Genomic DNA, 19,474 nt, shown 5'->3' on the forward strand with positions numbered 1-19,474 from the left:
GCGCCGGCCAGGGCTTGCGCGGACTAGTGGCGGGACTCCTGCCCCGGCCTGCCGGGCGCGCTGTCCAGCATGCCCAGCACGCGCTCGGTCAGCTTGTCCAGCTGGAAGGGTTTGACGATCAGCTCCAGCCCCTGTTCAAGAAAGCCCTGGCCGCGCGCCGCGCTTTCGGCGTATCCCGTCATCAGCAGCACGCGCAGGCCGGGACGCGCCACGCGGGCGGCGTCGGCCAGTTGCCGGCCATTGAGCCCCGGCAGTCCCACATCGGTTACCAGCAGGTCGATGCCGCGCGCGGATTGCAGCAGGTCCAGGCCGGCCTCGCCGTCCACCGCCGTCAGCACCTCCAGGCCGAGTTCGGCCAGGCATTCGCGAACCATTTCCCGCACGTTCGCATCGTCTTCCACCACCAGCACGACTTCCTTGCGCGCTGCGCCGGGCGTAGCGGCCGCCGGGCGCCCGCCGTCCTGTACGCTTTCGGGCGCGCCGTCGTAGCGCGGCAGGAATAGCCTGACCGTGGTGCCCACGTCCACCGTGCTCTCCAGGCTGGCCGCGCCGCCAGCCTGCCTGGCGAAGCCGTAAATCATGGACAAGCCCAGCCCGGTGCCCTGGCCCAAGGGCTTGGTGGTGAAGAACGGGTCGAAGGCGTGCGCCAGCACGTCTGGCGGCATGCCGCAACCCACGTCCGTCACCGATACTTCCACGTAGCGTCCCGCGTGCTCTCCGGCGCAGAGCGACAGGAGCGGATCGTGCGGCTCCACATTGCGCGCGGCAACCGTCAGCGCGCCGCCGTTCGGCATGGCGTCGCAGGCGTTGATCACCAGGTTCAGCATGGCATTCTCGAACTGGTTCTTGTCGCAGCAGACCGCCCACAATTCCTGCGGCAGATCCAGCCGCAGGGCCACGCGTTCGCCGGTGTAGCGGTGGAACAGCGCCACCATGGACTGCAGCGCGGAGGCCACGCAGAACGGTTTGGGGTCAATGGGCTGGCGGCGCGAAAAAGTCAGTAGCCGCTGGGTCAGGTGCGCCGCCCGGTTCGCCGAATCCATGGCGACGTCCACGAAACGCAGCGCCTGTTCCGGCGCGCCGGCCGTGATCTTGCGTTGCACCAGGTAGAGCGCGCCCGAGATCCCCTGCAGCATATTGTTGAAATCGTGGGCGATGCCGCCGGTCAGGCGTCCCACCGCTTCCATCTTCTGCGACTGCCGCAGCGCGTTCTCGGTGTCGCGCAAGGCCTCGGCCTGCAGCTTCAGGTCGGTGTCGTCCCGCCCCGTCATGTACAGGCTGTCCTGGGTCCAGGACATGCTCCATGTAATCCAGCAATAGCCGCCCTCGCGCTTGAGCAGGCGGTTTTCCAGATGCCTTGCGCCGGGACGCGGACCCGCGTCGCCCGAAGACCAGCCCCAGGCCGCCAGCGTCGCCGCCAGATCGTCCGGATGGATCAGGTCGGCCAGCGCCAACGACATGAACTGCTCAGGGGTCCAGCCTAGAATGGGCCGCACCGCAGGGTTGACGCTGACGAAGCGCCCTTGGCGGTCGACCACCGCAAGCAGTTCCGGCGAAAGGCGCCAGATCCGGTCGCGCTCCGCGATCGCGTCTTCCACGCGCTGTTCCAGCATGCGCGAATACTGCGAACGCTCGACCGCGCCGCACATGCGCTCGGCCACTTCCTCGAGGAAGGCGATATCGCTGTTCTTGAGCCTGCTGCCCGATGCGGGACACGCCAACATCGCGCCGGTATGCCGGCCCCAGCGCCGCAGCGGCACGACGATGGCCCACGGTCGGATCTCGCCGCCGGCTTCTCCCAGCAGCGGCGCCAGGTATGTGGTGCGCCCCAGCCGCAAGGCCGCGTGATAGTCGTCGCCCAAGGCATCGAGCGTGTGCGGCGGCTGGCCAAGCAGCGTGGACCCCGGGGGCCAGACCGAAGATATGGCGGGAGCCTGGTCTTCGCCCTGCGTATCCAGCACCGCCATCTGGCCAAGCGCCAGATGCAGGCACAGCCCTTCGCATGCGGCCTGCTCTATGTCCTCCTGGCGATGCAGCTCGCGCATGCGGTCGCCCAGCGCGCCGAGGTAATTCTTGCGGTGCTGCCCTTCCCACAGCTCGGCCTCGGCCCTCTTGCGCGCCGTCACGTCCAGGAACAACGCCATCATCCTGTCGGTTCCGTCCTTGCGCGCGCGGGCCTCGTACCAGGCCTCCGTGGGCGCGGGCACCATGAACTCGAACTGGGCCGGCTCGCCGGTCTCGATGACCTGGGCGAACGTATCCATGATCTGGCCGGGCACGCCGGGAATCATCTCGCGCAGTGTATGGCCCAGGGTATCGCCTTCCTTCATGCCTGTCTGGCGCTCGAAGGCGGGGTTCACCTCCAGGAAGCGGAAATCGACGATGCGGCCGGCGTCGTCGCGCAATGCCTCACTGAGAAAAAACGCTTCCTGCATGCCGGCAAACATGGCGCGCCAGCGTTCGCCGCTCTGGCGCAGCGCCAACTCCGTCAGATGGCGTTCTATTGCCAGGGCGGCGCTACGCGTGACCAGCGCGATCGCGTCGATATCGTGGGCGGAGGGCGAACGCACCACGCCGTAGTAATTGGAGAAGACGCCCAGCAGACGGCCGTCGGGCGCCTTGATCGGGGTGGACCAGCAGGCCCGCAGGCCGTGGGACAAGGCCAGGTCGCGCCAGCGCGCCCAACCGGGGTTCAAGGCGATATCTTCGACGTAGACCGGGCTGCCGGTGTATGCGGCCTCGCCCCAGGACGCGCTGTCCGGGCCGATAACGGCCTTGTGCACCGCGCTGTTGTAGGCGGCCGGCAGGCTGGGCGCGGCGCCATGCACCAGAAAGCCGCCGCTTTCATCCACCAGCGCGATGGAAGTGCGCAGTTCCACGCTGGACTGCGCCTCGATGGCATGCAGCACGTGCTCCAGCACCTCGGCCAGCGGCATGCCGGCGGCTATGCGCTGCAACATGATGCGCTCGTCTTCCAGGCGGGCAAGCGTGTCCGTCCAGGGTAGCGCCACTCGGTCCCGCTTGGTCAGCATGTCGGCCCCCTTGCCCCTAGACTGTATTGCGGCAATGGCCGCGCAGCCGAAACGCTAGGTAACGCGACGCTACGGTTAGCGCGGGAGACGGACGAATCAAGCGTCCGTCTTCAGCGGTGCACGCTCCAGCCGCAGCGCCCCTGCAAGGCTTCGGGCTTGTCGACCAGCACGCATTGTTTACCGGTGCGGGTGCAATGGTCCTTCACGCGCCAGTAGGCGCCGTGGCTGACGCAACCGGTCTGGCAGATCACCAGGTCCGCGGCCACCAGGCTGGCTTCCAGCGTGTCGCCATCGGCATCCGCGCCGCCATCATGGCCGAGATAGCGCCCGCCGGCCAGTTCGACCACCTTGCGCGTCAGCGCCAGGGCCACCGCGTCCTCGCCCACGCACAGCACCGCCTTCTCGCGCAGCACCACCGCTGACGGCGCGGGACGCCAGGCGGGCGGTTCCGCGAGCGTTTCGAGTTCACGTGTGGCAGCGCCGGTCCGCCCTTGCCAGGCCAGGCGTTCACGCATGAGCGTCTGCACGCGCTCCATCAGCTGGGCGACGCTGCGCGCCAGCGCCACGCGCTTGGGCAGGCCTGGAATGGAAGTCTCCAGCGTCTTGCGGTCTTCACGCGCCCAAGCCAGCGCCGTGTCGCGCACGATGACGGCTGCGCGCAGGCGCATGGCCTCGCTCTCCAGATACAGGATGCGCGCGGCCTGGGCTGCCAGGAGCCGGCTGCAATGCGCTTGCGCCTGCCCGTAGGCGGCGAGCAGCGCGGCATGTTCGCGTTGCAGGTTCTGGCTGTCGGGAGAGGTAGGATTCATCGCGGCCCTCGGAACTGGATGGGATGGCGCTCACCGAGCGTGCCGCAAATTATAAATGAGAATTACTAGCTTTTAGACCATCCTAGGATATGCCCCGCCCCACCGCGGCGGATGCCGGCACGCGGCCCGTGCGCTTGTACAGGCCGGCGCTGATCGCCAGCGCCAACGCGAGCAGCCCGCCGGCCATCGCGGCCACGCCGGGCCACTGGCCCGTGGTCCAGAAGTGTCCGCCCAGCGATCCGAGCACGCTCGATCCCACGTAGTACACCAGCAGATAGAGCGACGCCGCCAGCGCCTTGTAGCCGCGCGCCATCTGTCCGACCCAGCCGCTGGCGACGGCGTGGGCCGCGAAAAAGCCGAAGGTGAACACCACGATCCCGGCGATCAGCAGAGGCAGCCAGTTGGACAGCGTCAGCAGCAACCCCGCCAGCGCCAAGCCGGTGGCGGCCGACAGCATCGCGCCGCGTCCATGGCGGTCGGCCAGGCGGCCGAACCAGGTCGAGGCGAAGATGCCGACCAGATAGACCACGAAGATGAAGCCAATGAAGGTCTGGCTCAGCGAAAACGGCGGCAGCAGCAGGCGAAAACCCACGTAGTTGTAGACCGTGACGAACGCGCCCATCAGCAGGCCGCCCAGCGCGAACAGCCCGCACAGGGGGCCATTTTTCAGGTGCGAGGCGGCGCCTGCGCGCACATCGCCCCACACGCCAGCCCAGCCCCGGCCCCGCTGGGGCGCGAACCTGCGCGACGCAGGCAGCAGCCAGACGAACAGCACCGCCGCCACGATACCCAGGAGGCCCAGCGTGCCCAGCGCGGCGCGCCAGCCGAAATGATCCGACACCAGGCCGGTGATGACGCGGCCGGACAAGCCGCCGAACGCGCTGCCGCCGATGTACAGGCCCATGGCGAAACCCAGCGTTCCTGGCTCGACCTCTTCGGCCAGGTAGGCCATGGCCAGCGCCGGCACGCCGCCCATGGCCAGCCCTTGCAGCGCGCGCAGCGCCAGCAGGCTGTGCCAGTCGGGCGCGGCGGCGGCGATGGTGCCGAGCACGGCGGACACGAACAGCGACAGCGCCATGGCGCGTTTGCGCGGCACGGCTTGTGAAAACAAGCCCACGAAGAAGATGGCGACGGCCAGGAAAGCGGTGCACAGGGACAGCACCAGGCTGCTCTGCGCGGGCGATACGCCGAACGCATGGGTGAACAGCGGCATCAGCGGCTGCACGCAATACAGCAGGGAAAAAGTGGAGAAACCGGCCGCGAACAAGGCCCACTGGGCGCGCCGCAAACCGGGCGTGCCGCGGGCGAGATGATCGGTGGAAGCAGAGACAGGCTCCGCCGGCGCGGACGCGGCGGTTGGGGATGAGGGACTGGCTAATGGGGCAGACATCGGGATTCTCGAGAACAGCGGGCATGCAGCCCACGCCACCAAGGTAGACTTTTCCCCTGCATATGTCCAATATATGAAAGTCATCCCGACCATATTTAATAACGATGGAATTGCGCCACCTGCGGTATTTCACCGCCGTCGCCGAAGAGCTGCACTTCACGCGCGCCGCCGCCAGGCTGGGCATAGGCCAACCGCCGTTGAGCCAGCAGATCCAGCAGCTGGAACGCGAGATCGGCACCCCGCTGTTCCTGCGCCTGCCGCGAGGCATCGCGCTGACCGAGGCCGGCTCCCAGTTCCTGGAAGACGCCCGCGCCATCCTCGCCAGCGCCGACCGCGCCGTCGACACGGCCCGCCGGCTGGGCCGCGGGGAACGCGGAGCAATCACCGTGGGATTCACGGCGTCCGCGGTGTTCCACCCCTACCTGCCCCGCGCCATCCGGGCGTACCGGGACCGTTATCCCGACGTGCGCGTCACGCTCACCGAGAGCAATACGGTCACGCTGCTGCGCGGCCTGCGCGCGGGCGACGTCGACGTGGCCTTCGTGCGGCCTCCCTATGTGCTGGACCCGGAGTTCGAGTCCGAGCGCGTGCTGGACGAACCCATGCTGGTGGCCCTGCCGCCAGACCATGCGCTGAGCCGCAAGCGCAGCGTGCCCATCGCCGCGTTGGCGGACGAGGATTTCGTGCTGTATCCGCGCCCCATCGGCGCGGGCCTGTACGACGCCATCATGTCGGCGTGCCAGCGCGCCGGCTTCGTGCCGCGGGTCATCCAGGAAGCGCCGCAGATGGCCTCCATCGTGAGTCTGGTGGCTGCCGGCGTGGGCATTTCGGTCGTGCCTGCGGCGATGCGGCACATGGGCGCGCAAGGCATCGAGTACCGGCCCATCAAGGGCGACGCGCCGCACGCCCTGCTGGACATGGCCTACCGCCGCCACGACCGCTCGACCGCGGCGGGCAACGCCGTGGACATGCTGCGCGCGCTGGCCCACCCCTAGGCCGCGCTACGGTATCGCCCTGTCGCGTTTGTCATTTTCTGTAAGATCAGCGTCCGGGCCGCAATGTAAATTTGGCGCGCGCGGCGGTCCGTCCCTGTCCAAGGACACGGCGTCGCGCGATTCCAACCTGTACAAAGGTGAAATAGTGCGACGTACCCTTCTGGCCTTGGCCATCGCGACGATCCCCGGCCTGGCCGCAGCCGCCGGACTGCCTTCCTCCATCGGTTCCGTGACCGTCTACCAGGACCGCGCCGTCGTGACGCGCGCCGCCAGCAGCGAGCTGGCCGCCGGCGAACACGAGCTGGTGCTGGAGAAGCTGCCGGCCAGCCTGCAGGAAAATTCGCTGCAAGTCTCGGCCAAGAGCACCGGCCAGGCGACATTGCTGGACGTGAAGGTGCGCGACGCCTATCAGGCAGACACCGCCAACGAGCGCGTCAAGCTGCTGGAGGAACAGGTACGCAAGCTGCAAGGCCAGCAGGCGCTGCTGGACGACGAGGCCGCGGTGCTGGACAACCAGCGCGAGCTGGTGCTGATGATGCAGCGGGGCGCCACCGAACCGTCGAAGGACGGCGCGCGCCTGACGCTGGACGAACTGAAGGCGATCCAATCGCTGAGCGCGGACTCCCTGGCCAAGTCGCTGGCCGGACTGCGCCGGGTGGCCGAACAGAAAGAGGTGCTGGAGCGCGAGCTGACCGCCTTGCAGAACCAGCTGGATCAGCTGCAAAGCTCGCTCAACCGCCGCACCAAGACCGTCACCCTGCGCGTCAACCTGGCCCGCGCGGGCAAGCTGGACCTGAACGTTTCCTACGCCGTGGCCGGGGCCCGCTGGACGCCCGCATACGATGCGCGCCTGCGCCCGGCCGATCGCAGCGTGGACCTGGGCTATTTCGGCGTCATCCGCCAGGACACCGGTGAAGACTGGAATAACGTCAAGCTCACGCTGTCCACCGCAAGGCCCTCGCTGGGCGGCGGCGCGCCCGCGCTGCAGCCGTGGATCGTCGACGTGGCCGCCCCGCCGCCTCCGCCCCGCCCGCGCCCCAGCCCCGCGCCGGTCGCGGCAGCCAGGCAAGAGGCCGAAGCCAAGATGTCGCGCCAGCGCGTCCAGTCCTTCGAGGACGCCGGCGCGCCGGTCGCCGAGATGATTCCCGAGCCGCTGGAGCAGGCGACCGCCCAGGTGCAGGCCGAAGCGACCAGCGCATCGTTCCAGATCAAGAGTCCGGCCACCCTGCCGTCCGACAATTCCTCGCAGCGCGTGGCCATCGCCACGGCCAAGCTGCCCGCCACGCTGCAATACCAGTCCACGCCGGCGCTGCGCGAAGCCATGTTCCTGACCGCGCACGCCAGCAACAACACGGAATTCCCCTTCCTGGCCGGTTCGCTGAACACCTTCCTGGACGACGCCTTCGTCGCGGCCAGCTCCATGAAGGCGGTGATGCCCGGCGAGAAGCTCGAATTGGCGCTGGGCGCCGACGAAGGCATCTCGATCAAGCGCCAGCTGGTCAACCGCTATACCGAAAGCACCGGCTTTTCGGGCAGCGGCAAGCGCGTGACCTACGAGTACAAGATCACGGTCAAGAACAACAAGGCCACCAAGGAGCAAGTGTCGTTCAAGGACCGCCTGCCCATCTCGCGCAACGAGAAGATCGTGGTCAAGCTGTTGTCGCCGGCAGACCGCGAGATCAAGCGCGAGGAAGACGGCAAGCTGGTATGGGACTGGGAAATGGAGCCCGGCAAGTCGCGCGAGACGGTGCTGAAGTTCTCGGTCGACTATCCGGGCGACATCGAGGTGTCCGGCATCTGACGCGCTCAGCGCATCTGGAACGCCTCTTGGTGAAACAGCTCGCTCACCGGCATGCCGCGCCGGTGCAGCCCGTCCTTCAAGGCATCGGCGAATCCCGCCGGGCCGCAGAACCACACGCTGGGCCATGCCGCGCCCGGCTTGTGGTCCGCGGCCAGCTCGGCGGCCGTCAGCGGCCGCTGGGTATCGCTGTAGCGCACATGCAGGGTCACGTTCGGCACGCGCGCGCATAGCGCTTTCAGGTGATCCGCGAACGGCGCGTCGTCGGCGTTGCGGGCGCAGTAGTACAGGGTCGCGACCGGTGCGGTATCCGGGTCCGTCTGCAAGGATTCCATCCATGAAATGAACGGCGTGACGCCGATGCCCGCGGCCACCCAGATCTGCGGCCGCCCATCGTCGCGCTGGAAGTCGAAGCAGCCGTAAGGGCCTTCGATGATGACGTCCTGCCCCACTTGCAGGCTGCGCTGCAGACGCCGCGTGTAATCGCCCAGCGCCTTGATCGAGAACTGCACCCGGCCGGTGCCGTCGTCCGCGCCGGACACCGTAAAGGGATGCGCGCCCTCGCGCCGGTCCGCGGTCAGGAAAGCGAACTGCCCGGCGCGATGGTGCCAGTTGCCCTCCACCCTACAGGTCAGCGCCAGGATGTCGTCCGAAAGATGGTCGATGGCCAGCACCTGCCCCCTGTAGCGGCGCCCGCGTCCGATATTGCCGGTCAGCGCCATGACGGCGCAAACCGTCCCCACCGCCGTGCACAGCGCCACCAGCCAGCCGGCGGGCTGCCACCACCAGGCGGCCGGCGTCAGGACCACGCCATGGAAGGCGACCACCAGGAAGATCACCGCGGCGATGCGGTGGACCTGGCGCCAGATGTGATACGGAAAGCGCCGCCACAAGGTGAGCAACACCATCGCGGCCAGGATCCACACGGCCCATTCGCCGATGTCCTTGGCGGATCCGCGGAACACGTCCAGCAAAGCGGCCGCGCGCGGCGTCTTGGGCACGGGGTCGAACAACGCCAGCAGCAGCGGCTTGCCCAGCTTGATCAGGTAATGCGCCGCCGCCAGCGCGGCAGCCATGATGCCGCTCCATTTGTGCAGCCGGTACATCTTGTCCAGCCCGCCCATCCGCGTTTCCAGCCACATGGGGCGCACCGCCAGCAGCATGATCAGGGCCATGACCGCGTAGGCGCCCAGGCCCGTCAGCAGGATGAGCTGATCGCGCGCGGTCCAGACGTTGAGTTCGGCCGGCGGTTGCGCCCAATAGGCGCCGGCCCAGGCCAGCAGGGAAATCAGCAGAACAGCGGCCAGTATGCGTCGCATCGGTTCATCGCTCCATCTTGGGGACCGCGCCACCGTGCGCAGCCCGCATGAAGCCATGGTAAATCCGCCCGTGGGGGCAATTTTCCATGCGCGGGCGCAGTCTTGATCGGGGTCAAGTCCGCCGACAATCGGGAGGGCCCGCAGGAGCCCGGCCTGCGCCAGGATACCCCATTGCGCCGCGCGGATGACTCAATGGCTGCGGCAGAATTCGAAGAAGGCGTCGGGTTCCAGCGGCACGGAAATGCCGTAGCCTTGCGCCACGTCGCAGCCCAGTTCGCGCAGCAGCTCCACGTCGCGCTCGTGCTCCACCCCTTCGGCGATCACGCGCCGGCCCAGCACGCGGCCCATCTCGATGGCGGCGGCGACCACCGCGCGCGACGCGGGCTCGCGATGCATATGGACGATGAAGTCGCGGTCTATCTTCAGTTCGGTGAAGGGCATGGCCGAGAACAGGCGCATGGACGCGATGCCCGCGCCGAAGTCATCCATCGCCAATTCAAAGCCGCGCACGCGCAGCAGGTTCAGCGCCGAAGACAAGGCCAGCCAATCGGTCACCGGCTCGTCCTCGGTCAGCTCGACCTTGATCAGCCGGGCCGGCAGGCCGGCCTGCGCCACGCGCTGCTCCAGCAGGCCCGGCAGGTCGCGCGAACACAATGTGGAGGCCGAGGCGTTGATCGCGATGGGCACGGCGATGTCCTCGGCATGCATGCGCTGCTGCAGCTCCAGCACCGTGTCGGTCACCCGGCAGAACAAGGTCCGGTCCAGTCCCAGCCGATGCGCCGCAGGCACGAAGTCCGCCGCCGGAATCGCGCCCAGTTCGGGGTGGTCCCAGCGCGACAGCGCCTCGGCGGCCAGCACGCGCCCTGTCGACAAGCTCATCTGCGGCTGCAGCACCACGCTCATGCCCTGCCCCGTGATCAGCGCATGGCCCAGCGCCGCCTCGATGACGTCGCGCCGAAGCGAGCGCGGCCGGGGCGAGGCGGCATCGTCCTCATCGATGCTGCGCAGCGCCGTCTTGATGGCCTGCTGCATGGCCGTGCGGGACACCGGCTTGGACAGCGCCTGCGCGGACGGACAGCCGGCCTGCAAGGCCAGCCGCACATGCGACTGCAACAGTTCATCGCTGAGGCTGCTGATCCAGATGATGGGCGGCATGCTCTTGAGCCGCCCGGCGTCCACCAGGCGCCGCAGTTCGTTCGGCAGCCGCGTGCCGTCGCCCTCGCCCGTGACGATATCGCTGATGACCACGTCGTAGAACTGGCGCGCCAGCGCGCTGACCGCTTCTATGCTGCTGCCCAGGCCGGCGACCCGGCGGAAACCCAGCGCCAGCAATACGTTCTGCAGATAGGCGCGTTCAACCGGATGGTCTTCGACGAGAAGTATCCGTCGGGTCCCGCCGGGTTCCGTTTTAGGCATGGTCTACCGTCCTACTCATATAGGGCGGGCCCCCGCAGGCGGCCGCTGGAAAACTGTGTACACCATGCTAAGGCATCTGCGCGCGCCCTGTCGTTATCGCTAACGGGTTAATGCAGCCCCATCGCCGATAGTCGTAGTATTCGCGGCATCAGCCAGACGGAGGCAGCCTTCCGTCGCCCCACGGCGCGGCCGGTGCCATAATAGATGTCTTTCTTTCCGCATCTACGGCACGGAGCTACCCTTGACCCGCATTGACGACCCCCTGCACGACCGCGAGGTCGGCGCGGCCGACTCCACCCAGGACAACACGCGCACCGACGACACCCGCATCAGCGCGGTGCGCCCCTTGATCTCGCCCGCCCTGCTGCAGGATGAACTGCCGGTGTCGGCCGAGATCCAGACGCTGGTCGAGCAAAGCCGCGTCCAGATCGCCGACGTGCTGCACGGCCGCGACGACCGCCTGGTGCTGGTGGTGGGCCCCTGTTCCATCCACGACCATGGCCAGGCCATGGAATACGCGCGCCTGCTGCGCACCGCCGCCGAACAGCACCAGAAAGACTTGCTCATCGTCATGCGCGTGTACTTCGAGAAGCCGCGCACCACCGTGGGCTGGAAGGGCTATATCAACGACCCGCGCCTGGACGGCAGCTTCCGCATCAATGAAGGCCTGCGCCGCGCGCGCGAACTGCTGCTGGACATCAGCGGCCTGGGCCTGCCGATCGCCACCGAATTCCTGGACCTGCTCAGCCCGCAATACATTGCCGACCTGATCGCCTGGGGCGCCATTGGCGCGCGCACCACCGAAAGCCCCAGCCACCGACAGCTGAGTTCCGGCCTGAGCTGTCCGCTGGGCTTCAAGAACGGCACCGACGGCGGCGTGCAGATCGCCGCCGACGCCATGGTCGCGGCCAGCGCCAAGCACGCTTTCATGGGCATGACCAAGATGGGCATGGCCGCCATCTTCGAGACCCGCGGCAACCAGGACACCCACGTCATCCTGCGCGGCGGCAAGCAAGGCCCGAACTACGACGCGGCCAGCGTCGACGCCTGCTGCGCCGCCCTGCGCGCCGCCGGCCAGCGCGAACAGGTCATGATCGACTGCTCGCACGCCAACTCCAACAAGTCGCATCTGCGCCAGGTCGACGTGGCCAACGATATCGCCGCCCAGATCGCCCAGGGCGACGGCCGCATCACCGGCGTGATGATCGAAAGCCATCTCGAAGAAGGCCGCCAGGACCTGAAACCCGGCCTGCCGCTGCGCCGCGGCGTGTCCATCACGGACGCCTGCCTGGGCTGGTCGCAGACCGCGCCGGTGCTGGAAACGCTGGCCCTGGCCGTGCGCCAGCGCCGCGAAAAGGCCGCAAAACCGGCCTGAGAACCGCGGCTCTCGGGTCTCTTGCCGCGTACGGCCTCAGCGGCCGACGCGGTAAGGCGCCGGATCCATGTCCGGCGCCTGGCCGGTGATCATGCTTGCCAGCAGCTTGCCCGTCACCGGACCCAGCGTGAAGCCATGATGCGCATGGCCGAACGCCAGCCACAAGCCGGGATGGCGCGGCGCCGGTCCGATGACCGGCCGCATGTCCGGCATGCAAGGCCGGCAACCCATCCACGGTTCGCGCTCCACGGCCTCGCCCAGCGGCAGCAGTTGCCGCGCCAGCGTCCGCGTGCGCTCGATCTGGATCGGTGAAGGCGGCGCATCGCGCGCCGCGAATTCCGCGCCCGTGGTCAGGCGCACGCCCAGGGTCATGGGCGTCACGACGAAACCGCTTTCGATATCCGCCACCGGGTGCGACAAGGTCGCCCCCTCTTCCAACGCGTAATGCTGGTGATAGCCGCGCTTGACCGCCATGGGGATGCGATAGCCCAGCGGGCGCAGGACGTCCGGCGACCACGGGCCCAGCGCCACCACCACGTCGCGGGCCTCGATCGGCCCTTGTTCTCCCTGCACCTGCCAACCCTTGCCTGACGGCTTGAGGCTGCGCGCGTCGCCGCGCGCCAGCACGCCGCCGCGCCGCTCGAACAAGGCCGCGTAGCCGCGCGTCACCGCGCCCGGGTCCGACACATTGACCGGATCCAGCCAGTGCACCGCGCCCGCCATGCGCGACAGCGAAGGTTCCAGCGCCGCCAGCGCCTTGCGGTCCAGCACGCGGTGGTTCAGCCCGTAAGGCGCGAGCGCTTGGGCCTCGGCCACGGCCCGGGCCAGGCCGGCCTCGCTGCGCATGCCATCGATCCAGCCGCTGCGCCGGAACAGGTGGGAGATGCAGGCCTCGTCCTTGAGCGCGTCATGTTCGGCGACGCAGCGCTCGATCAACGGCAGCATGGCCTCGGCCGCGCGCGCCAGCCGCGACGGCGCCGAATGCCACCAGTAACGCAGCAGCCATGGCGCGATGCGCGGCAAAAAGCGCGGGTGATAGCTCACGTCAGGCGTGTTGTTCCTGGCATAGCGCCACAGGCTGCGCCAGTCGCGCGGGAAGGCATAGGGAATCACGCTGGCCCGTTCGATCAGGCCCGCGTTGCCATAGCTGGTTTCCTCGCCAGGGCCGCGCCGGTCCAGCAGCACCACTGAACGGCCGCGCGCCGCCAGATGCAGGGCGGTGCTCACCCCGACGATGCCCGCACCCAGGACCAAGGCGTCTGTTTTCATGCGGCGCATTCTGCGCTTGCGTGCGGTGTTCGGCAAGGGCGCGCGCGCGTAGAATCCCCGGCTGCACGCCCTGCCCTCCGCGCCCACGCTCCAATCGAGGAATACGTCATGACCAGCCCCCGCCTGCAACCCGTCACGCTCGCCGGCGAGGTCGTACGCCTGGAACCGCTGACCGCCAGCCATGCCGCGCCGCTTGCGCAGGTGGGCCTGCACCCCGAACTGTGGCGTCTGCAACCCGAGCCCGTGCAGACGCTGGACGATATGCAGCGCTATGTCGACCGTGCGCTGGCTGGCCAACGCGACGGCAACTGCCTGCCATTCGTCATCGTGCGGCAGGACAACGATCAGATCATCGGCGCGACCCGCTACATGGACATCGCGCTGGCGCACAAACGCCTGGAGATCGGCGGCACATGGCTCACGCCAGCAAGCCAGCGTTCCGGCGCCAATACCGAGGCCAAGTTCTTGTTGTTGCAGCACGCTTTTGAAACAATTGGTATCATGCGTGTTGTATTCAAGACTGAACTGAGCAATATGCAATCGCGCCAGGCCATCCTGCGGATCGGCGGCGTGGAGGAAGGCGTGTTCCGCAAGCACCTGATCGCGCAATCGGGGCGCGCGCGCGACATGGTCTACTTCGCGATCCTCGACGAGGACTGGCCGGCCGTCAAAGCGCGCTTGCTGATGCGCATGCGCCGCGCCGGTTAGCGCGCGCCTCCCGCTCATTTCGCAGCTTGTCCGGGCCGCGAGGCCTGCCCCGCACTATTGAAGCCAGTTATGCAACAGACCTACGCCGCGCCCGCGCGCCACACGATATACATCTACACCGAGGAACAGCGCGGCAACCAGCTGGTCGAGTCGCTGGTGCTCGGCATGCTCTCCGACATATCGGGGTCCGACAAACTCGTGGTGGTGCAGGATCCGCACAGCAGCCTGAAGTTCGTCTATCGCATCGATCACGACAGCAGCAATCTGGACGCCGCGGCAATCACCGAACAGGACGCGTCCCTTTTCAATGGCAAGACCTCGGTCCAGATCAACTCGATGACCTATCGCCTCGGCACGGCCGAGAACGCGATGAAATTGCTGCGTGGCAAAAACCAGTGGATACAGGACAAGGGCGCGGTGCTGTCCGTGCTGCTGCAGAACGCCGCTGCCCGCAAGACCCGCTTCGCCCCGCCCCGCATCGAGCGCGACCGCATGCGCAAGGTACCGCCGGGCGTTGCCGTCGAACACCTGCCTACATAAAAAGCACAGTATCCACAGGGCCGGCCTTATCCACAATTTCTGTGGATAAAAAAGCCTCGAACCCACGGCTGATGGCCGTTCGACCGATGCGCAACGGGCTGCTCATTTTTTGACCACTAAAAGAATGGGCGGCGCGCGGCTGCCATCCTTGATTCTTGACGCGGCGCCGCAGGGGCGATGATGATATTCTCCGCAAGCGCGCGATACGAAAAATATCGCGCTCGCGGACTCCCCCTATACAAGAAGACCCACATACAAGGAGCGGATAGCGTGTTTGCATTCGAAGGTCCCTGCGCGCAACCGCTGACGCCGGATTCGCCGTGACCATCATCATCGTCGACGACCACGGAGACTGGCGCGACACCATCGCTGAATACATCGAGGATCTGGGCCTGGGCCGCAGCATCCTCACCGCCGGTTCCCTCGCGGAGCTGGACCAACTGCTGCTCACCGTGACGCCCGGCATCCTGGTGCTGGACGCCATGCTGCCCGACGGCGATGCGCTGACCCGCGTCTCGCACCTGCGGACCTCCTTCCCGTCGATGGGCATCATCATGCTCACCGGCCGCCTCTTGAGCGAAGACAAGGTCTCGGGCCTGAGCCTGGGCGCGGACCACTACCTGACCAAGCCCGTCAATCTGGCCGAGCTTGGCGCCACGCTGGTGTCGCTGTCGCGCCGACTGCGGGTGGTGCCGGCGGGCGAAGCCGACGCCGCGGAATCGGATGCCTGGCGTTTCGATCCGTCGCGGCGCATGCTGGTATCGCCCAAGCAGGTCTGCGTGGACATCACCGATACCGAAAGCCGGCTGATCGGCGCGCTGATCCAGGCCGCGCCGCTACCCCTGTCGCGCGCACGCCTGATCGAGGCGCTGGGCGCCAGCGTGGAGGCCTACGACACGCACAGGCTGGACGCCCACATGCACCGCCTGCGCCGCAAGCTGCGCGCGCAGGCCGGCGGCGACATGGGCATACGCACGGTGTACGGCGTGGGCTATGTGTGCACCACGCCTGTGCAGATCGTCGGCAATACCAAGAACTGAAACCGCCTCATGACGCTACCTATCCGCCCTCGCCGTTCCGTACTCTATATGCCTGGCGCCAACCCGCGCGCACTGGACAAGGCGCGCAGCCTGGACGCCGACGTCCTGATCCTCGACCTGGAGGATGCCGTCGCGCCGGACGCCAAGGCACAAGCCCGCGAGCAAGTCGCCGCGGCCTTGCGCGCCGGCGGCTATGGGCGCCGCGAATGCGTGGTACGCATCAATGCGCTGGACACGGCCTGGGGCCTGGACGACGTCAGGGCCATCGCCCAGGCGGGCGCGGACGCCGTGCTGCTGCCCAAGGTGCAGTCCGCCGCCGAGCTCGACGCGCTCGCGCGGGCGCTGGACGCGGCGGGCGCGCCAGCCAGCCTGCCCTTGTGGGCCATGGCCGAAACGCCTTTGGGATTTCTGCGTCTGGACGCCATCGCTTCCGGCCACGCGCGGCTGGCGGCCATCGTCGTGGGCACCTCGGACCTGGTAAAGGATCTGCATGCGCGCCACACGCCGTCACGCGAAGAAACCTTGCTGGCGCGCTCGATGGCGGTGATGGCGGCGCGGGCCCACGGCCTGGCGGCGCTGGACGGCGTGCACCTGGACCTGCACGACGACACGGGCCTGGAGGCCGCCTGCAAACAGGGACGCGACCAGGGCTTCGATGGCAAGACGCTCATCCATCCCAGGCAGATAGCGGCAGCCAACGCCGCCTTCGCGCCCTCGGCGGAAGAACTTGCCGCCGCGCGCAAGCGCCTGGACGCCTGGCGCGCCGCGCAGGCCGCCGGCCTGGGCGTGGCCGTGGTCGACGGCGCGCTGGTGGAAAACCTGCATGCGCGCGAAGCGGAACGCGTGCTGGCGCTGGCCGAGGCCATCGCACAAGCCTGGTGACAACAGCGGCGACAGCAGTAATATCGGCTTTCAAATGCATATTGTCGGTAACGCCGGGCCAGGCGCGTGATCGGCGTATCGGGGAGCGGTCGTGACGTTGATCTTGCGGCAAATGTCGATCTCATTCTGCGTGGCGGCGTTGTGGGCCGCCACGGCGGCGGGCTTGCCGGCGCCGGCGCGGGCCCAGGCCGCCAATTTCCATCCCTGCAATTCCCAGCCTTCCCTGCCGATGTGCCTGCATGGCTATGGCAAGCGCATCGCAGTGCAGCGCTGGGGCGCGCAGCCCGACCCGCTGGACCCGGACGCGGCCGTCAACGCCTCGCTGGTCACGCGCGACCCGGCCAAGGAAATCGGCAAGCTCAAATCCAGCACGATCCTGGTGCAGGACATGGACACCTCCGAAGTCCTGTTCGCGCGTAACGAGGACGCCGTGCGGCCCATCGCCTCCATCACCAAGCTCATGGCGGCGCTGACGCTGGTCAAGGCCGGCCTGCCCATGGACGAACTCATCACCATCGACGCCAGCGACACCCGCTCCACCAGCGAGCTGCCTTCGCGCCTGACCGCCGGCACCAAGCTGAGCCGCGCCGATCTGCTGCGCCTGGCGCTGGTCCCGTCCGAGAACAGCGCCGCGCAGGCCCTGGGCCGCACCTATACCGGCGGCACCGCCGCCTTCGTCGCGGCAATGAACGCCGAAGCCCGCGCGCTGGGCATGACCGACTCCAGCTTCGCCGAACCCAGCGGCCTGTCCAACGAAAACCAGTCTTCGGCCAAGGATCTGGTCAAGTTGCTGCAGGCGATTTCCGCGCAGCCGCTCTTGCGGCAATACACCGGCGAGACCAGCTACCAGGCCGCCGGCCAGACCTTCCGCAACACCAACATCCTGGTGGGCCGCCCGCAATGGGACATCCTCGTGTCCAAGACCGGCACCACCCGCGAAGCCGGCGATTGCCTGGTGATGGCGGTCAAGGTCGGCAAGCGCAACCTGGCCATGGTGCTGCTCAACGCGCAGGGCATTAACGGCTCGCGCTTCGGCGACGCGGTTCGCCTGCGCCGGGTGCTCGACAGCCGGTACGCCTCACGCTGATTGACGGCATCGCGCGCCAAGCCCGGTACAATACCGGCCTTTGACGCGGAACGAACGCCCGTTCCGTCCGCCCGCCGCGCCGCCTGAGCGCCCCACTTCCCCGATTATTTTTCATTGCGCCTGGCCGGCGGGAATCCTGCCGCGTCCCCTGTTGCACCATCCATGATCCGCTTCCAACAAGTTTCCCTCATGCGCGGCGTCAAGCCCTTGCTCGACAAGGTCGACCTGCTGCTCAACCCCGGCGACAAGATCGGCCTGATCGGCGCCAACGGCGCCGGCAAGTCCAGCCTGTTCGGTCTCTTGCGCGGCACGCTGCACGCGGACCAGGGCGACCTGGACTATCCGGCCAGCTGGCGCATGGCCTATGTGGCGCAGGAAACGCCCGCGCTCGACCGCCCGGCCATCGAATACGCCATCGACGGCGACGTGACGCTGCGCAAGCTGGAGGCGGAACTGGCGCAGCTGGAAGCCGAACCGGAAAGCACGGAGAACGGCCTGCGCATGGCCGACATCTACGCCGCGCTGGCCGACGCCGACGCGTACACCGTGCATTCGCGCGCCGAACAGCTGCTGACTGGCCTGGGCTTCACGCAGGCGCAGATGCACCTGCCGTTGACGAGCTTTTCCGGCGGCTGGCGCATGCGCCTGAACCTGGCGCAGGCGCTGATGTGCCCGTCCGACCTGCTGCTGCTGGACGAGCCCACCAACCACCTGGATCTGGACGCCATCATCTGGCTGGAAGACTGGCTCAAGCGCTATCCGGGCACGCTCATCGTCATCTCGCATGACCGCGACTTCCTGGACGGCGTGGTCAACGTCATCGTCCATATCGACGAGCGCAAGCTCAAGCGCTATTCGGGCAACTATTCGTCCTTCGAGCGCCAGCGCGCCGCGCAGCTGGAGCTGGCGCAAGGCCTGCTGGAAAAGCAGATGCGCCAACGCTCGCACCTGCAATCCTTCATCGACCGCTTCAAGGCCCAGGCCAGCAAGGCGCGCCAGGCGCAGAGCCGTATCAAGGCGCTGGCCCGCATGGAGGAAGTGGCGCCGCTGCGCGCGGCCGCCGAGTTCTCGTTCGAATTCCGCGAGCCCTTGCGCGCGCCCAACCCGCTCCTGACCATGGACGCGGTCAGCGCCGGGTATCGCGTCGCGGACGAGGAAACGGAAGTCGAGTCCGACAAGATCATCGTGTCGGGCATCAATTTTTCGCTGCAGGCGGGACAGCGCATCGGCCTGTTGGGCATCAACGGCGCGGGCAAGTCCACCTTCATCAAGACCATCGCGGGCGAACTTGCAACGCTGGCCGGCGAAGCGCAGTTCAACAAGGGGCTGTCCATCGGCTACTTCGCCCAGCACCAGGTGGAGATGCTGCGCCATGACGAATCGCCGCTATGGCACATGACGAAGATCGCGCCGACCGTGCGCGAGCAGGAGCTGCGCAACTTCCTGGGCAGCTTCAACTTCAACGGCAACATGGCCACCAGCTCCATCGCGCCGTTCTCCGGCGGCGAAAAGGCGCGGCTGGCGCTGGCCCTGATCGTGTGGCAGCGTCCCAATCTGCTGCTGCTGGACGAGCCCACCAACCACCTGGACCTGGAAACCCGCGAAGCGCTGACCACCGCGCTGGCGCAGTTCGAAGGCACGCTGATGCTGGTGTCGCACGACCGCCATCTGCTGCGCGCCACCACCGATGAATTCATCATCGTGGCCGACGGCGAAGTCAGCCCGTTTGACGGCGACCTGGACGACTACAAGGACTGGCTCTACAAGACCAAGCTGGCCGCCAAGGCCGCTTGAAGCCGGGCGCGGGCGGCCTG

15 protein-coding genes are annotated in these 19,474 nt (G+C 67.7%); 9 read left to right on the plus strand and 6 right to left on the minus strand.

Annotated features, from left to right (window positions below; all coding sequences use genetic code 11):
* Positions 1–23: 23 nt before the first annotated feature.
* The 3 genes from HV766_RS08640 to HV766_RS08650 form a co-directional block, all read right to left on the minus strand.
* On the minus strand, positions 24–3,032 hold the full coding sequence (locus HV766_RS08640) for a GAF domain-containing protein (protein ID WP_175180980.1): 3,009 nt from the start codon (positions 3,030–3,032) through the stop codon (positions 24–26).
* Positions 3,033–3,142: 110 nt separating this feature from the next.
* Positions 3,143–3,841, minus strand: a complete 699-nt coding sequence (locus HV766_RS08645; protein ID WP_175180981.1) for a DUF2325 domain-containing protein — start codon at positions 3,839–3,841, stop codon at positions 3,143–3,145.
* Positions 3,842–3,923: 82 nt separating this feature from the next.
* A complete protein-coding gene (locus HV766_RS08650) occupies positions 3,924–5,231 on the minus strand; it encodes an MFS transporter (RefSeq protein ID WP_175180982.1) in 1,308 nt (435 codons plus the stop codon).
* A 104-nt stretch (positions 5,232–5,335) separates the two neighbouring features.
* On the opposite strand from HV766_RS08650, the gene HV766_RS08655 reads away from it, so the two are divergent.
* Together HV766_RS08655 and HV766_RS08660 are read left to right on the plus strand one after the other, a co-directional pair.
* Complete coding sequence (locus tag HV766_RS08655; protein ID WP_175180983.1) at positions 5,336–6,226, plus strand: LysR family transcriptional regulator; 891 nt, start codon at positions 5,336–5,338, stop codon at positions 6,224–6,226.
* 145 nt (positions 6,227–6,371) lie between these two features.
* Positions 6,372–8,027 (plus strand): mucoidy inhibitor MuiA family protein, encoded by a 1,656-nt coding sequence (locus tag HV766_RS08660; RefSeq protein WP_254593298.1) that lies wholly within the window; start codon positions 6,372–6,374, stop codon positions 8,025–8,027.
* 5 nt (positions 8,028–8,032) lie between these two features.
* Here HV766_RS08660 and HV766_RS08665 read toward each other — a convergent pair whose 3' ends face one another.
* Together HV766_RS08665 and HV766_RS08670 are read right to left on the minus strand one after the other, a co-directional pair.
* On the minus strand, positions 8,033–9,343 hold the full coding sequence (locus HV766_RS08665; protein ID WP_175180984.1) for a ferredoxin reductase family protein: 1,311 nt from the start codon (positions 9,341–9,343) through the stop codon (positions 8,033–8,035).
* 189 nt (positions 9,344–9,532) lie between these two features.
* Positions 9,533–10,759 (minus strand): EAL domain-containing response regulator, encoded by a 1,227-nt coding sequence (locus HV766_RS08670; protein ID WP_119451551.1) that lies wholly within the window; start codon positions 10,757–10,759, stop codon positions 9,533–9,535.
* Positions 10,760–11,000: 241 nt separating this feature from the next.
* On the opposite strand from HV766_RS08670, the gene HV766_RS08675 reads away from it, so the two are divergent.
* Positions 11,001–12,134, plus strand: coding sequence for a 3-deoxy-7-phosphoheptulonate synthase (locus tag HV766_RS08675; protein ID WP_054454226.1), 1,134 nt, complete (start codon positions 11,001–11,003; stop codon positions 12,132–12,134).
* A 36-nt stretch (positions 12,135–12,170) separates the two neighbouring features.
* Here HV766_RS08675 and HV766_RS08680 read toward each other — a convergent pair whose 3' ends face one another.
* Positions 12,171–13,403 carry an NAD(P)/FAD-dependent oxidoreductase gene (locus tag HV766_RS08680; protein WP_175180985.1) on the minus strand — a complete coding sequence of 411 codons (1,233 nt, stop codon included), beginning with the start codon at positions 13,401–13,403 and terminating at the stop codon, positions 12,171–12,173.
* A 108-nt stretch (positions 13,404–13,511) separates the two neighbouring features.
* Here HV766_RS08680 and HV766_RS08685 point away from each other — a divergent pair, with 108 nt between their 5' ends.
* The 6 genes from HV766_RS08685 (at position 13,512) to HV766_RS08710 (ending at position 19,454) form a co-directional block, all read left to right on the plus strand.
* Positions 13,512–14,111, plus strand: coding sequence for a GNAT family N-acetyltransferase (locus tag HV766_RS08685; protein ID WP_054454224.1), 600 nt, complete (start codon positions 13,512–13,514; stop codon positions 14,109–14,111).
* Between the two features lie 69 nt (positions 14,112–14,180).
* Positions 14,181–14,651, plus strand: coding sequence for a hypothetical protein (locus tag HV766_RS08690; RefSeq protein ID WP_054454221.1), 471 nt, complete (start codon positions 14,181–14,183; stop codon positions 14,649–14,651).
* Between the two features lie 320 nt (positions 14,652–14,971).
* A complete protein-coding gene (locus tag HV766_RS08695) occupies positions 14,972–15,691 on the plus strand; it encodes a response regulator transcription factor (RefSeq protein ID WP_054454219.1) in 720 nt (239 codons plus the stop codon).
* A 9-nt stretch (positions 15,692–15,700) separates the two neighbouring features.
* Complete coding sequence (locus HV766_RS08700) at positions 15,701–16,573, plus strand: HpcH/HpaI aldolase/citrate lyase family protein (RefSeq protein ID WP_175160505.1); 873 nt, start codon at positions 15,701–15,703, stop codon at positions 16,571–16,573.
* Between the two features lie 91 nt (positions 16,574–16,664).
* Positions 16,665–17,660: a serine hydrolase gene (locus HV766_RS08705; RefSeq protein ID WP_082400980.1), complete on the plus strand. Its 996-nt coding sequence runs from the start codon at positions 16,665–16,667 to the stop codon at positions 17,658–17,660.
* A gap of 162 nt (positions 17,661–17,822) precedes the next feature.
* Positions 17,823–19,454 (plus strand): ATP-binding cassette domain-containing protein, encoded by a 1,632-nt coding sequence (locus tag HV766_RS08710; protein ID WP_175180986.1) that lies wholly within the window; start codon positions 17,823–17,825, stop codon positions 19,452–19,454.
* Positions 19,455–19,474 lie beyond the last annotated feature (20 nt).

Source organism: Achromobacter aegrifaciens (genome assembly GCF_902859735.1).
Taxonomy (GTDB): Bacteria; Pseudomonadota; Gammaproteobacteria; order Burkholderiales; family Burkholderiaceae_B; genus Achromobacter; species Achromobacter aegrifaciens.